At 63.5% G+C, this 14528-nt stretch carries 13 protein-coding genes; 6 read left to right on the top strand and 7 right to left on the bottom strand.

Annotated elements, in window-relative coordinates; genetic code table 11:
• The first annotated feature begins 49 nt into the window (after positions 1-49).
• Together AB4Z53_RS07245 and AB4Z53_RS07240 are read left to right on the top strand one after the other, a co-directional pair.
• Positions 50-388, top strand: coding sequence for a TIGR01244 family sulfur transferase (locus tag AB4Z53_RS07245; RefSeq protein WP_113540753.1), 339 nt, complete (start codon positions 50-52; stop codon positions 386-388).
• Between the two features lie 53 nt (positions 389-441).
• Entirely contained in the window at positions 442-795 is a 354-nt protein-coding gene (locus tag AB4Z53_RS07240) for a cupin domain-containing protein (protein ID WP_441595395.1), read from the top strand.
• Between the two features lie 58 nt (positions 796-853).
• On the opposite strand, the gene AB4Z53_RS07235 is transcribed toward AB4Z53_RS07240, so the two are convergent.
• Genes AB4Z53_RS07235 through AB4Z53_RS07225 form a run of 3 tightly spaced genes read right to left on the bottom strand, consistent with a single transcriptional unit; the run spans position 854 to position 4446 of the window.
• Positions 854-2500 (bottom strand): thiamine pyrophosphate-binding protein, encoded by a 1647-nt coding sequence (locus tag AB4Z53_RS07235; RefSeq protein WP_441595394.1) that lies wholly within the window; start codon positions 2498-2500, stop codon positions 854-856.
• 45 nt (positions 2501-2545) lie between these two features.
• A complete protein-coding gene (locus AB4Z53_RS07230; protein ID WP_441595393.1) occupies positions 2546-3499 on the bottom strand; it encodes a DMT family transporter in 954 nt (317 codons plus the stop codon).
• An 11-nt stretch (positions 3500-3510) separates the two neighbouring features.
• Positions 3511-4446: an alpha/beta fold hydrolase gene (locus AB4Z53_RS07225; RefSeq protein ID WP_441595392.1), complete on the bottom strand. Its 936-nt coding sequence runs from the start codon at positions 4444-4446 to the stop codon at positions 3511-3513.
• Between the two features lie 185 nt (positions 4447-4631).
• On the opposite strand from AB4Z53_RS07225, the gene AB4Z53_RS07220 reads away from it, so the two are divergent.
• The 4 genes from AB4Z53_RS07220 to metF all read left to right on the top strand — a co-directional run bounded on the left by AB4Z53_RS07220 (position 4632) and on the right by metF (position 9543).
• On the top strand, positions 4632-5414 hold the full coding sequence (locus tag AB4Z53_RS07220; RefSeq protein WP_291151172.1) for a ribonuclease T2: 783 nt from the start codon (positions 4632-4634) through the stop codon (positions 5412-5414).
• A 168-nt stretch (positions 5415-5582) separates the two neighbouring features.
• Positions 5583-7232: an energy-dependent translational throttle protein EttA gene (ettA, locus tag AB4Z53_RS07215; protein WP_113540747.1), complete on the top strand. Its 1650-nt coding sequence runs from the start codon at positions 5583-5585 to the stop codon at positions 7230-7232.
• Between the two features lie 338 nt (positions 7233-7570).
• Positions 7571-8590, top strand: coding sequence for an ArsR/SmtB family transcription factor (locus tag AB4Z53_RS07210; RefSeq protein WP_113540767.1), 1020 nt, complete (start codon positions 7571-7573; stop codon positions 8588-8590).
• Positions 8591-8592: 2 nt separating this feature from the next.
• On the top strand, positions 8593-9543 hold the full coding sequence (gene metF, locus AB4Z53_RS07205; protein ID WP_441595391.1) for a methylenetetrahydrofolate reductase [NAD(P)H]: 951 nt from the start codon (positions 8593-8595) through the stop codon (positions 9541-9543).
• 535 nt (positions 9544-10078) lie between these two features.
• Here the strand turns inward: metF and AB4Z53_RS07200 are convergent.
• From AB4Z53_RS07200 to AB4Z53_RS07185, 4 genes are all read right to left on the bottom strand, one after another.
• Complete coding sequence (locus tag AB4Z53_RS07200; protein ID WP_441595390.1) at positions 10079-10984, bottom strand: DMT family transporter; 906 nt, start codon at positions 10982-10984, stop codon at positions 10079-10081.
• Between the two features lie 342 nt (positions 10985-11326).
• A complete protein-coding gene (locus tag AB4Z53_RS07195; RefSeq protein ID WP_441595389.1) occupies positions 11327-12556 on the bottom strand; it encodes a lytic murein transglycosylase in 1230 nt (409 codons plus the stop codon).
• Positions 12557-12809: 253 nt separating this feature from the next.
• The gene (locus AB4Z53_RS07190; RefSeq protein WP_223724965.1) at positions 12810-13595 is read right to left on the bottom strand and encodes a glycoside hydrolase family 25 protein; all 786 of its coding nucleotides are present in this window, start codon (positions 13593-13595) and stop codon (positions 12810-12812) included.
• Positions 13596-13857: 262 nt separating this feature from the next.
• Positions 13858-14526 carry a class I SAM-dependent methyltransferase gene (locus AB4Z53_RS07185; protein WP_441595388.1) on the bottom strand — a complete coding sequence of 223 codons (669 nt, stop codon included), beginning with the start codon at positions 14524-14526 and terminating at the stop codon, positions 13858-13860.
• Positions 14527-14528 lie beyond the last annotated feature (2 nt).

Below are 14528 nucleotides of genomic sequence, written 5' to 3'. Positions count from 1 at the left end.
AGTGCTGCGCCTACATCAGAGGCCACCACATTTCCTGAGGAAGACGACCATGGACATCCGCCAGATCAACGACGAATACTCGGTCTCCGGCCAGATCACCGTCGAGGATCTCGACCAGATCAAGGCGCTCGGCTTCAAGTCCATCGTCTGCCACCGCCCCGATTTCGAGGCGCCGGATCAGCCGACCTTCGATTCGATCGCCGCACGCGCCGAAGAGCTCGGCATCGAAACCATGCACATTCCCGTGGGCCCGATGGGTGTGACCGCCGATGCCGTGAAAAGCATGGTCGACGCGCTCGACGAGTTCCAGCGCCCGATGCTCGGCTATTGCCGCTCCGGCGCCCGCTCGACGGCCGTCTACCAGCAGACCCAGCATATCCGCGGCTGAAACCAAGCTCTCGCGCTCGGCCGTATCGTTCCATCTGACAGTGGAGGACCGGCATGGCCGAAGCGCATCTCATTTCGCGCGAGCAATGGGCGGATGAGCCCGAGGCCTGGAAGGGTGAGTTCGAGGGCGGCGCCTATGGTGCGGGCCTTTCGGTGATCTTCTTTGCCACCGACGAGATCGGCGACGGGCCGAAGCTGCACCGCCATCCCTATCCCGAGACCTTCATCGTGCGTGTCGGCCGCGCCCGCTTCACTGTGGGCGATCGCACCATCGACGCCGAAGCCGGCCAGATCGTCGTGGCGCCGGCCAATGTGCCGCACAAGTTCGAGAACCTCGGACCGGGAAGGCTTGAATCGATAGACCTGCATGCGGCCGGCACGTTTTCGACCGAGTGGCTCGAGGAGTAGGGCAAGTCGTCGTTTGCGACCGCCGCAATGAGCAGCGGTCGCAATCTTTTCTGATAGATCAGCCGTTGCGAATGTCCGTCAGCGTGCGCGTCGGGGTGATCGCTTCGGGATCGAGCTTGATCTCGATGATCGACGGCTTGCCGCTGGCGCGGGCGCGCAGGAACGCGTCGGCGAACTCTTCCGTCTTCTCGACCGTCTCGCCATGGCCGCCATAGGCGCGGGCGAGTGCTGCAAAATCCGGGTTGGTGAGGTCGGTCGCGCTGACGCGGCCGGGATACTCACGCTCCTGGTGCATGCGGATCGTGCCGTAGATGCCATTGTTGACGACGACGGTGATGATCGGCAGGCGGTAGCGAACGGCGGTCGCGAATTCCTGCCCGTGCATCAGGAAGCAGCCGTCGCCGGCAAAGCAGATGACTTCGCGATCCGGGTGCAGCTGCTTGGCGGCGACTGCGGCCGGCAGGCCGTAACCCATGGAGCCGGAAGCAGGCGCTGCCTGCGTGGCGTAACGGCGGAAGCGGTGGAAGCGGTGCACCCAGGTGGCGTAGTTGCCGGCGCCATTGGTGAAGATCGTATCCTGCGGCGTGTTCGCCTCGATCCAGTTCATGATCGGGCCCATCTGTACTGCGCCCGGGCCGGTTTCCGGCGTGGTCGACCACTTGAGATAGGCGGCGTGCATGATCTCGGTGCGCTCCGACCAGGTCGGTTCGCTTGCGGGCGCAAGGCCTTCGAGGGCGGCGACAAAGTCGCGCGGGCTTGCAGCGATCGCCAGTTCCGGCCGGTATACGCGGCCGAGCTCGGAACTGTCGGGATGCACATGGACCAGCGTCTGGCGCGGGTAGGGGCTATCCATCAGCGTGTAGCCGGACGAGGGCATTTCCGAGAAGCGGCCGCCGATAAGCAGAACCAGATCCGCTTCCTTGACTTCCTTGGCGAGCGCCGGGTTGATGCCGATGCCGACATCGCCGGCGTAATTCGGGTGGAGGTGATCGAAGAGCATCTGGCGGCGGAAGGAGCAGCCGACCGGCAGCTTCCAGCGTTCGGCGAAGCGCTGGAATTCAGCAACGCTTTCCGCCGTCCAGCGGGTGCCGCCGAGAATGGCGATCGGCCGCTTGGCGTTGCCGAGCATTTCGCCGAGCCGCTTGATCTGTGCCGGACCTGGATGACCCTCGACCGGCTGGTAGGCCTTGGCGGCGGGCGCCTCGGCGCTGCGCGTCAGCATGTCCTCGGGCAGCGTCAGGACCACCGGGCCGGGGCGGCCGGAGGTGGCGACCGCGAAGGCGCGAGTGACGAATTCCGGAATGCGGGCGGGATCGTCGATTTCACCCACCCACTTGGCAACCTCGGTGAAGGCGCGGCGATATTCGATTTCCTGGAAGGCTTCGCGCTCGCGCGCTTCGCTCTGCACCTGGCCGATGAAGAGGATCATCGGGATCGAGTCCTGCTTTGCGACATGGAGACCGGCCGAAGCGTTGGTCGCGCCCGGGCCGCGGGTTACCATGCAGATGCCCGGCTCGCCGGTCAGCCGACCCCAGGCATCCGCCATCATCGCAGCGCCGCCTTCCTGGCGGCAGACGACCACGTCGATGTCGGTGTCGTAGAGCGCATCGAGCACCGCCAGGTAGCTTTCCCCCGGCACGCAAGCGATACGTTTTACGCCATTGGCGACGAGTGCGTCGACGACGAGCTGGCCTCCAGTTTTCATGATATTCCTCCCGATGGTCTTTCTTTTGTAGTCAGAGTGTTGTTGTCAGATGGCTGGCGACACCGGAGCGACGCTCGTGTCCTTGTGAATGCGGCGCTCGCGCCAGATGATGTAGAGGCCGGAGCCGATGATGATGGCGATGCCCAGCCACTTCAGCGCGTCAGGCAGGTCGCCGAAGACGAGCCAGCCGAAGATCGTCGCCGAGACGATTTCCAGATATTGCAGTGGCGCCAGCACCGACGCCGGAGCGGCGCGATAGGCATAGACGCCGAGCACGCCGGAGATGGTGGCGGTGACACCGACACCAAGCAGGTAATACCATGTGACGCCCTGCGGCCAGACCGGATCGAAGATGCCGGAACCGGTGCCGTCGCCGAAGTAAAGCAGGACAAGACAGAAGAGCGCGCCCCAGACGCCGGCGTGGAACTGCATCGACCAGGGGTCTTCGTTCTGCGCGACCATGCGGGTGACAAGCAGGAATACGGCAAGGCCGAAGGCGGCGACGATGGGCAGAAGCGCGATCGGCCCGACTTCCTGCATGCTCGGCTGGATGACGAGCAGCGCGCCGAAGAAGCCGACGCCGCAGGCGGTGTAACGCCGCCAGCCGATGGTCTCCTTCAGGAAGATGCTGCCGAGGATCGTCAAGATGATCGGCTCGACGAAGAAGATCGCGATCGCATCGGCGACTTCCATCACTTTCAGCGTGGTGATGAAGGAGAGCATCGATACAACGAGCAGGCCGCCGCGCAGCGCATGCAGGCCGGTCTTGCGCCAGGTGAGATCGAAGAGGCTGCCGCGCACCAGCGCGATCGGCAGGATGAAGACGACCTGCAGCACGAAGCGCACGGCGGTGATTTCGGCCGAGGGCACGGTCGCGATCGCCAGCTTTGCAAAGATGTCGATCAGCGGCGAAAGCAGCACCGCAATCACCATCAGCGTCAGCCCGAAGGAGATGCGGTTGTAGTCCGTGGCGATCTTGGGAAGGGACATGTCGGCCATGATATTTCCGGTCAGCGCTTGCCTGCGATGGCGCGCAGGCACCAGGCGGCAAAGTCTGCCGTCGCCTGTTCCCGGCCGATTTCATTCAGGGTTTCGTGGCGCATGCCGTCATAGACGGTGACGGTGACGTTGCTCAGGCCGGCGGCTTTCATCCTGGCGCCGAGCCAGCGGACGGCACTGCCCATCTCGGTCGACGGGTCGGCGCTGCCGCCGACGAGGTGGATGGGCAGGTCTTTCCGAAGCCGCGCCAGCCGGTCGGGCCGGGCGCCGCCGAAGGACAGGCGGAAGAGATCGAGCCAGAGCGAGACGGTGGCATCGAAGCCGCAGAGCGGGTCGGCGGCGTATTTAGCCACTTCGGCATCGTCGCGCGACAACCAGTCGAGATCGGTCTTGCGATCCTTGATCGCGCCGCCCCACATGCCGAAGGTGAGCTTGGTCAGGAGCGGGCTCGGCACGTCAGAACCCTTCAGCGCCTTCTCGACCTTCAGGATGACCTGGCCGCCGCGGCCGGCAAGGCCGGGACGAAAATTGGAATTCCAGACGGCGAGCGCGTCATAGAGGCCGGGATCGGCCTCGGCAGCGTTGAGCGCAATCAGCCCGCCCATGGAATGGCCGAAAAGGACGACCGGCAGATCCGGATGGGTGCCCGTCGCGATTGCGTGAATGGCCCTTATATCGGCGAAGACCTTGTCGAGCCCCTCGCGGCTCGAAAACATGCCGAGCGGTGCGTCCGGCGCGCGCGTCGCACCGTGGCCGCGATGGTCGTGGGCGTAGACGTGGAAGCCGTGCGCAGCCATGGCCTCGGCAAAGCGGGCGTAGCGGCCTGAGTGTTCGGCAAGGCCGTGGCTAATGAGGAGGATGCCGCGGGCGTCGGCGGTCGCGGGGAAATGGCGCCAGCTCAAGGTGGCTCCGGTCGGGCTTTGATGTGTCTTCACCTGCCCGAACACGATTTCCCCCGGCTACAACGACAGACCAATCCGATATCAAATCGATTTGCAAGGCAAAGGCAATCGCCGCTTGTTGCTCGTTGCGCATGAGGTCACAAGCGAATGTGCGCTCATCTTAATTAAGAGTTGCAATTTTCCCGTTTTGAGCGATATTCGTTCCTGTTTTGTTTCCGCAGGAGGATGTCATGGTTAGTTTCTGTAAGGCGATATCGGGTCCGATGGCAGGAATGCTGGCGGCATTGGCGCTGTTTCTTGCGCCGGCTGCCTTTGCTGCCGGCGAGGAAATGTCGGATCAAGGAGCCGCCAAAGACGCGACCGGCCGCACGGAGTACGTTCTGGCGGTGAGCTGGCAGCCGGGCTTCTGCGAAACGAGGCCGCAGCGCAAGGAATGCGAGAGCCAGACGGCGGAGCGGTTCGACGCGACCAACCTCTCGCTGCATGGTCTTTGGCCGCTGCGCAAGAGCTATTGCGGTGTAGCGGCCGAGGTGCGCGCGAAGGACCGCAAGGGCAGCTGGCTGGAACTGCCGAAGCTTGCCATGGCCGATGACACTGCAGCGCGGTTGCTCATCGCCATGCCGGGCGTTCAATCCGGGCTCGACCGTCACCAGTGGCTGATGAGCGGTACTTGCCAGAGCGGTTCGGTCGACGACTATTTCTCGGTGCAGCTGCGCATGCTGGAGGAGCTCAATCGCTCGGCGGTCGGCGCATTGTTTCGCCAGCGCATCGGTTCCGAGCTCGACGAGGCGACGGTCAAGCAGGCCTTTGACCAGAGCTTCGGCGCTGGTGCGGGGGATCGGGTGCGCATGCGCTGCCAGACGGTTCAGGGCCGCAGTGTCATCACCGGGCTGACGATCGGGCTGACCGGCGACGTCCTGAAGGCGTCGAGCCTGGCGCCGCTGATCCAGGCGGCGGGGCCGACCGAGTTCAAATGCGCCAAGGGTATTGCCGATACGGCCGGGCGCAGCTGACCGACCTCGCAGACACCGTACTTCGGCCGCGAGAGCGCTTTCGATGCAGGGCAGCCGCAAGGGATAGGTTGGGGGGACAAGCCGGGGCGAACGCCTTTGCTCATTGCCCCCTTCCTATAATTCGCCTACATAGCGGGCAAATTTCCTTTCCCTGCGGAGCATTCCCTCATGGCACGTCAGTTCATCTATCATATGGCCGGACTTAATAAGTCCTACGGCGCGAAGAAGGTTCTCGAGAACGTTCATCTGTCGTTCTACCCGGATGCAAAGATCGGTATCCTCGGCCCGAACGGCGCCGGTAAGTCGACGGTGCTCAGGATCATGGCCGGCCTCGACAAGGAATTCACCGGCGAAGCCTGGGTCGCCGAAGGTGCGACGGTCGGCTACCTGCCGCAGGAGCCGCAGCTCGATCCGACGAAGACCGTGCTCGAAAATGCCATGGAAGGCGTTGCCAAGAAGAAGGCGATCGTCGACCGCTACAACGAACTGATGATGAACTATTCCGACGAGACGGCGGAAGAGGGCGCCAAGCTCCAGGACATCATCGACAGCCAGAACCTCTGGGATCTGGAAAGCCAGGTCGAAATGGCCATGGAAGCGTTGCGCTGCCCGCCGGGCGACGCGGAAGTGACCAATCTCTCGGGCGGTGAAAAACGCCGTGTCGCGCTCTGCAAGCTGCTGCTATCGCAGCCGGACCTGCTGCTGCTCGACGAACCGACCAACCACCTCGACGCCGAAACGATCGCCTGGCTCGAAAAGCACCTGCGCGAATATCCGGGCGCCGTGCTGATGATCACCCACGACCGCTACTTCCTCGACAACGTCACCGGCTGGATCCTCGAGCTCGACCGCGGCCGCAGCATTCCCTACGAAGGCAACTACTCGGCCTATCTCGTTGCCAAGGCCAAGCGCATGCAGCAGGAAGGCCGCGAAGAGGCTTCCCGCCAGAAGGCGATCGCCCGCGAACAGGAGTGGATCGCATCCAGCCCCAAGGCCCGTCAGGCCAAGTCCAAGGCGCGTATCCGCTCCTATGACGAACTGGTCAACGCGGCGGAAAACCAGCGCCCCGGTGACGCGCAGATCATCATCCCGGTCGGCGAACGTCTCGGCCAGGTGGTCATCGAGATGGAAGGCGTTACCAAGGGCTATGGCGATCGCCTGCTGATCGACGGCCTGTCGCTGAAGCTGCCGCCGGGCGGCATCGTCGGCATCATCGGCCCGAACGGCGCCGGTAAGACGACGCTCTTCCGCATGATCACAGGCCAGGAGCAGCCCGACAGCGGCTCGATCCGCATCGGCGAGACCGTGCATCTCGGCTATGTCGACCAGAGCCGCGACGCGCTCGACGGCAACAAGACCGTCTGGGAAGAAATCTCCGGCGGCGCCGAAGTCATCAAGCTCGGCAAGCACGAGATGAACTCGCGCGCCTATTGCTCGACCTTCAACTTCAAGGGCGGCGACCAGCAGCAGAAGGTCGGCAACCTCTCGGGTGGTCAGCGCAACCGCGTTCACCTCGCCAAGATGCTGAAGGCCGGCGGCAACGTCCTGCTGCTCGACGAACCGACGAACGACCTCGACACCGAGACGCTGGCGGCACTCGAAGTGGCGCTCGAAAACTTCGCCGGCTGCGCCGTCATCATCAGCCACGACCGCATGTTCCTCGACCGCCTGGCAACGCATATCCTCGCCTTTGAAGGCGACAGCCAGGTCGAGTGGTTCGAAGGCAACTTCGAAGACTACGAGAAGGACAAGATCCGCCGCCTCGGCCCGGACTCGGTCAACCCGAAGCGCGTCACCTACAAGCGCCTGACGCGCTGATCTGTGATCGTCGCCGCCATGTGTGCGGCGCCCATTGCCTCGCAACCGCTCGCGCAAACAGGCGGTGCAACTTGACTTCACGAAACGGGCGAAGCGCAGGCTTCGCCCGTTTTCCTTTGCCGCTCGGACGGCGCAGGCGCCCAGCAAAATCGAGAACGGATTGAAATAGCGCGGCTGGGACCCAGCGATGCGCCGTTGAACGCGTCGCTTGCGGCGCACGCGCCCCCGAGCGCAAAGCCTGTCTTGTGCGCGCCATTGTTCGGCCTTTCCACGCAAATCCGCTTGCGCCGATCTCGCAAATCACATAAACATATCTTTATGTGTTGATGGGGATCGCGATGGCTGCTCAGAGAGAACTGGGTCTGGATGCGCTGGTGGACGTGCTGAAGGCGGCGGGAGAGCCGACCCGCATGCGTCTCGTCGCTTTGCTCGCCGCGGGTGATCTCACCGTTACCGATCTTACCGAAATTCTCGGGCAGTCGCAGCCGCGTATTTCGCGGCACCTGAAGCTGCTTGCCGAGGTCGAGCTCATCGATCGTTATCAGGAAGGCGCCTGGGCCTATTTCCGCCTGAGACAGGACGGCGCGCGCGTCGGGCTCGTTCGCGCCATGCTGGCGGCAGCATCCGCCGACGACGCGGTGCTTTCGCGCGATGCGGCGCGGCTGACGACGCTCAAGAAGGCGAGGGCCGAAAAGGCACAGGCCTATTTCAGCCGCAACGCCGCCGGCTGGGACGAGCTTCGCCGCCTGCATGTCAGCGAGCGCGACGTCGAGGCGAAGCTGCGCGAGATGGTCGGCGACGAGCCGGTCGAGAGCCTGCTTGACCTTGGTACCGGTACCGGGCGCATCCTGCAGCTGTTTGAAGGGCTCTACCGCCGCGGCGTCGGCGTTGACGCCAGCCGCGACATGCTTGCCGTTGCGCGCTCCAATCTCGATCGTGCCGGCATCACCAAGGCCTCGATCCGCCACGGCGACATTTTCAATCTGCCGCTCGACGGGCAGGCCTTTGATCTCGTCACCATTCACCAGGTGCTGCATTTCCTCGACGAGCCGGAGGCGGCGATCGCGGAAGCTGCGCGCATGCTGATGCCGGGTGGCCGGCTGGTCATCATCGACTTCGCGCCGCACGGGCTCGAGCATCTGCGCGACGAACATGCGCATGCGCGCCTCGGTTTCTCGCACCAGGTGATCGCCGATTGGCTCGCCAAGGCTGGCCTGGTGCTCGAGAAAACCACGGATCTTTCGCCGGAAGGCGCCGAGGAAGAAAAGCTGACGGTGACGATCTGGCTGGCGCGCGACCGGCGCGCCGTGAATGAGAATGAAACGCCGCGGCCGCGCATCCATGCAGGGGGAGTTTGAGAATGACGGAACAGACGCTTTATCCGGCCGAGCGAGGCAATCTGAGGCTCTCTTTCGAATACTTCCCTCCCAAGACCGATGAAATGGAAGCGCAGCTCTTCCAGACGGCGGAGGACCTCTCGGTTTTCGGTCCCGCTTTCCTTACGGTCACCTACGGTGCTGGCGGCTCGACCAAGGCGCGGTCGCTGACGACGGTACGGCGGATGATCGAGGAGAAGGGCTTTGCCAACACGGCGGCGCACCTGACCTGCGTCGGTGCACCGAAGGCGGAAGTCGATGCGGTCATCGACGAGTACATTGATTATGGCGTCCGTCACTTCGTGGCACTGCGCGGCGACCCGCAGGGCGGCATCGGCAGCACCTATGCGCCGCATCCGGATGGTTATGCGAGCAGCACCGACCTGGTGCAGGCAATTCGCGCCCGGGGCGACGATATCGAGATCTCAGTCTCCTCCTACCCGGAGAAGCATCCGGAGAGCCCTGACGTGGCCGCCGATATCGACATGCTGAAGCGCAAGGTCGATGCCGGCGCCACCCGCGCACTGACCCAGTTCTTCTTCGACAACAACGATTTCGAGCGTTACCTCGAACGCGTGCGCCGCGCCGGGGTCAACATCCCGATCGTGCCGGGCATCCTGCCGATCAACAATCTGACGCAGGTGCAGAAGTTTGCCGGCCTCTGTGGCGCCACCGTGCCGGAGGCGATCGTCACGCGGCTCGTGCATCTGGAAGAGCAGGCGGCCGAGCGCTTCAAGGAGGCGACGCACATCGCCGCCGAGCAGATTGTCGATCTCGCCCGTCGCGGCGTGCGCGATTTTCACCTCTACACGATGAACCGTTCGCCCTTGGTGACGGCCGTGCTGGACCTTGTCGGCTTCGAGCGGGTCGCAGCGGAGCCGAGCGCGGTGCTCCCCGAAGTGCGATTCCAGGCGGCGGCGGGGGCGGCGGCCTGAGTTTCACAGGCGCACCGGCCGTGGGCGCCTTTGACTGACAGATATCCGAAAATGAGAAAGCGCATGAAGGTTGACCTTCATGCGCTTTCTTTTCTGTCGCAGCGTTTAGACCCTGTGCTCTCTTGGCGGTCTAGCTTGCTTGGTGCTGCAGAATGGATTTCCGGAAATTAAAGTCCCTATTCGGTTTTGGACTCTCAGCGGCCGCTCATCAGATGAAAAGCATCGTGGCCACGAATACGAACGCTGCACTGATCATGAGGACATTCAGCGAATGTGTAAGGCCCATGGATGACCCTCCCTGCGTTAACGCGTTAAAACATAGGGCGAAATCACGAAGTGTTAAAGCGAAACTTGTGCTGCAGTGCGAAATCCGTGAGGGGGAGTGGCCTTATTCACAGGGTTATATAGTTGAAATATCTATCATTTTATGTCTGCCACATTTTTTTCACAATCGCTTCCGCAAGGTTAATATAAACGCTTGTAACCGTGCGTGAGCGCTTCGGAAGGGGACGAAAAGGGCGGCTCGATTCCCCGTTCAGGCAGCCCGTGTGAGCCGTAGAAGCCGTCCGTCAAGCACGGCGAGACCGAGGGCGATCAGCGCCATGCCGGCGATGTCGGCCGCCTGCAGCGTTTCCCCCAGGAAGAGATAGCCGAGCAGAATCGCGCTTGGCGGCACCAGCAAGGTGACGAGCGAGGCGTTGGTGGCGCCGGCTTCCGCCATGATCCGGAAAAAGAGAATGTACCCATAGGCGGTCGAGACGAGCGCGAGCCCGAGGATCGAAAGCGTCGCCTCGATCGGCGGCATCGGCAGTGTCCAGGGCGCATCGGAGAACGCGGCAACGGGCAGCATCATCAGGGTCGAAGCGGTGAGCTGTCCGGCGGCCGTCACCGGTGGGGCGAGATTGCGAAAGCGCTTGCCGTAGGTCGCCGCGAAGCCATAGCTGACGGCGGCCAGCACCGGCAGGACGAGCGCCCAGAGTGGGATGCTGCTGGTCGTGCCGAACAGGCCGGCAAGCGCACTCGGCCCGATCAGAACCACGGTGCCGGTGAGCCCCAGCAGGCAGCCGGCAATCTTGGCGGAGCTCAGCTTTTCATCCTCGGTCGCCATGTTGGCGATGATGACGGTCCAGACCGGCGTCGTGGCATTGAGGATTGCCGCGAGCCCGGCGCCGATCTGTGTCTGGCCGAGGAAGATGAAGGCATGCGGGATGGCGTTGTTGATCAGCCCCATCAGCGCGAATTCGCGCCAACGTCCGGCAAGTGCCTGATAGATGCCGAAGCGGCCGCCGATATAGAGGTGCAGGGCAATTGCTGCGAGGCCCAGGCGCAGGACCACCAGCGTGAACGGCGGCACGTGGGCAACGGCCACGCGGGCAAAGAAGAAGGACCCGCCCCAGATGAGACCGAGCAGCGCCAGCAGCATCCAGGTTCTAACGCTCATCTGATGGCCGTCGATTGTGGTTCGCGCATTCATGGTGATGCCCCGTCCGTGCTGATCGCCTTGTCGTCCGTCAGCCTCATCCAGGCGGCGAATGTACGTATGGCGCAAAGGCTGCGTCCGGTACCCGGGCCGGTTGTGATCTGACCCCTATTTCATAGCCCGGCGTCTTGGCGCATGCCACCCGGTTCTTGCCGACTGATCGAGGGAAGGGCAACGCTTCGAGATGCGCCGTGCGTGCCTCCGGGGTGGACCTGCATCTCGGATAAGGAAACCCCGGGAATCGCTTCCGATCCCCGGAGTTCTGGCTGCTAGGCCGAGCCGCATCCGTGGCCCGAAGTTCGCTTAGAGGGCGTTCAGGAGTTCCAGCGTCGCCCAGCCATCCGCCGGGCGTCCGAGGCGGAGCTGTTCCTTCTGAAGGGCGGCGCGGGTGCCGGAGCCGAGGATGCCGTCGACCTTGCCGACGTCATGGCCGAGCGTCTGCAGCTTGGTCTGCAGCGCCTTCATACCGACATCGTCGAGGCCCGGTTCCGGGTTGCCGCCCTCATAGGTCGGCGCGCCGGCGAGGCGGGTGGCGAAGTAGGCGGCCGACGTCGTGTAGATGAACGACTGGTTCCACTCGAGATAGACGTTGAAGTTCGGGTAGGTGAGGAAGGCCACACCCTTGCGGCCCTGCGGCAGCACCAGGGAGGCTTCGAGATTGCCATTGGCGGTGTTGCCGTCACGCGGCGCGACGCCGAGTGCGAACCAGTCCGCCGCCTTCATGCCCGGCTGCAGGCCGGTCTTTTCCCAGGGGAGTTCTTCGGGAACGCTGACTTCCTGGATCCAGGGCTGGCCGGCCTTGAAGCCGAGGCTCTGGATGAACTTGGCCGCGGTGAGGATCGCGTCGGGCGAGCTCTTCTTCAGGTTGACGTGGCCGTCGCCATCGCCATCGACGCCGTAGGCGATGATGTCTTCCGGCAGCATCTGCACCTGGCCGATCTCGCCGGCCCAGGCGCCGGTGGTCGTTGCCGGGTCAAGGTCGCCGTGCTGCACCATCTCGATGGCGGCGATCAGCTGCGGACGGAACATTTCAGGGCGGCGGCAATCGTGCGACAGTGTCACCAGTGCATCACGGGTATTGAAGTCGCCCTGGACAGCGCCGAAGTCCGTTTCCATCGCCCAGAAAGCGGTGATGACAGGGGCGGGCACGCCGAATTCCTTCTCGGCGCGGGCGAAGACGTCGGCATATTCCTTCATCTTCTGCTGGCCGATATCGAGGCGCGCCTTGCTGACCGTGCGCTTGGAGAACTCGGTGAAGGTCTGCTTGAAGACACCCTGGGCGCGGTCGCGGCTGAGGACCTTCTCGTTGATGGCAGCACCCGCAAGCGCCCGATCGGCGACATCGGCGGGAACGCCCTTGGCGACTGCTTCGGCCTTCACGCCCTGGAGGAAGGCACCGAGGTCGCCGCCGCAGGCGACAGCCGGAGCGGCGCCCTGGGCGCCCGTCTGGGTCGCGGTCTGTGCAAACGCGGTGGAGGCGGTGAGCGCCAGGAGGGCGACGGAGGCCAGGGCGTGCCGGGCAGTGCGGTTCATCATAATTCCTTTCTGTGGCCGCGGGGTGAGGGAGACACCGCACGGGCAGCCAAATTATTGGATTCGCTGCATAAATCTCCAGATCGCGATCGACCCAAGGATGTCTCATGCAGCGGTTCAAAAATGTTACAGCGGCGTTTGCGCGTCCTTGGGGACGTGCGGCACTGTAAATCTGCCGTTGCTCTTTCAGAGCATTATGACCGAAAGAAGAAAATGGGGTTCCTTGCCGCACTTGCCGGCAAGAATGCCGGCCTTACTTCGGCTGCGAGACCGCTGCGACCCAGTTCTTCCAGTTTTTCGCCGAACCGGCGAAGACGTTGATATCGGTGCTGCCGTCGATGCCCGGGATCACGCCGGTGCTGGTGTATTGCCAGAAGGCCCAGCGGCGCTCGACATAGACCTCGCCCGGATGCTTGGCGACCGAGCGCACCCAGAAGTGATGCTCCTTGAACTGGTCGACGAGATTGTCGCGGTGGAAGTCGACCGAGGTGTAGATGATCGGGCGTTTGCCGTAGTGCGCTTCGAGGCGATCCATGAAGCGCTTCATCTCGACGCGCACTTCATCCGGCGTCGGGCGGTGGCGGCAGGTCTTCGATTCGCCGTTCCACTCGACGTCGAGCACCGGCGGCAGGTAGACTGCGGTCTTCGGCACATTGGCGATGAACCAGTCGGCCTGTTCGTCGGCGGTCGAGCAGAAATAGTAGAAGTGATAGGGCGCATAGGGGATGCCGGCGGCACGCGCCTTTTGCCAGTACTCGTTGAAGCGGGTGTCGACCCTGTCCTTGCCTTCCGTCGCCTTGATGAAGGCGAAGGAGACACCGGAGTTCTTCACCTTCATCCAGTCGATATCGCCATTCCATTTCGAAACGTCGATGCCGTGAATGTTGTGATGCTGCGGGGTGCGCTCGCCGAAGTCCTGTGGGTCCTTATCCTGGAAGCGCGGCGGGATCGATGCCGTCTGCATCAGGTCGTAATCGGTCGACGAACAGGCGGAAAGGAGGGTGGCAATGGGCAGCAGAGCCAGGAGAAGCCGGCGCATGAGGTACCTGTCTAGAGACGAGCGACGATCCTGCCTCACACGATGGCTTTCATATCGGTGATTTCCCCCGCGAGGCGTGAACCTCATCTTCACCATATCATCGTAAAAATTGGGTTAGCTCAAGCGGGAATTGCGGGCGAGGCAGGAGCGTCCCGTTTTCTACTGCAACGCGAAAGCGCCGAACTCCCACGGGGGATTTCGGCGCGCTCTGGCGAAGTGAGATGAAGACGACCACCCGCCGGCTGCACGACGGGTCGCGGTCTCAGGCGGCGATTGCGACGGCCGGGCTGTGATAGACCGCAAGCCAGGCATAGCCGCGGCCGATCGCGCGGCGTTCGAGATCGGCGCCATTCTCCCGGGCCTTCACGCGCAACACGTCGAAAAGGCTGGCGCGCGGCGTGACGTGGAAGCGATCGAGCCAGCCGTGCAGCGCCCGGCGGAAGCTCGTCGGCAGGCGTTCCTGCTGGCCGAAATCGGCAATGTGCAGGGAGCCGCCCGGATTGAGTGCGGCAATGGCCGCATCGATCGCCTTTTGCCAGTCGGGGATCATCGACAGGGAATAGGAGATGAGAATGTGGTCGAAGCCGCGTTCGCCGAAGACCTTGGGGTCGAAATCGGTGGCGTCGGCGACCTGAAGCTCGGCGCGGCGCCTGCTGCCACGGTTGAGCTTCGCGTCGGCGGAGGTCAGCATCTCCTGGGAGATGTCCAGGCCGAACAGCCGCGCCGAGGGGAAGCAGTGGCCGATGAGAGCGAGATTGCGCCCGGTGCCGCAGCCGACCTCGAGCACGGAGGCGCCCGGCGCCGGGTGCATCTCCCGGATCAGCGTGTCGCGTCCAAAGAGGTAATACTTCCGCGTCAGATCGTAGAAGTGCCGCTGGTAGCGGTACATGTGATCCATGCGCCGCGCGTGGGAAATGCCGGCCTCACGCATCG

Source organism: Ensifer sp. 2TAB8, from assembly GCF_052115125.1.
GTDB lineage: Bacteria > Pseudomonadota > Alphaproteobacteria > Rhizobiales > Rhizobiaceae > Ensifer.
This window is presented reverse-complemented; position numbering and strand designations above follow the sequence as displayed.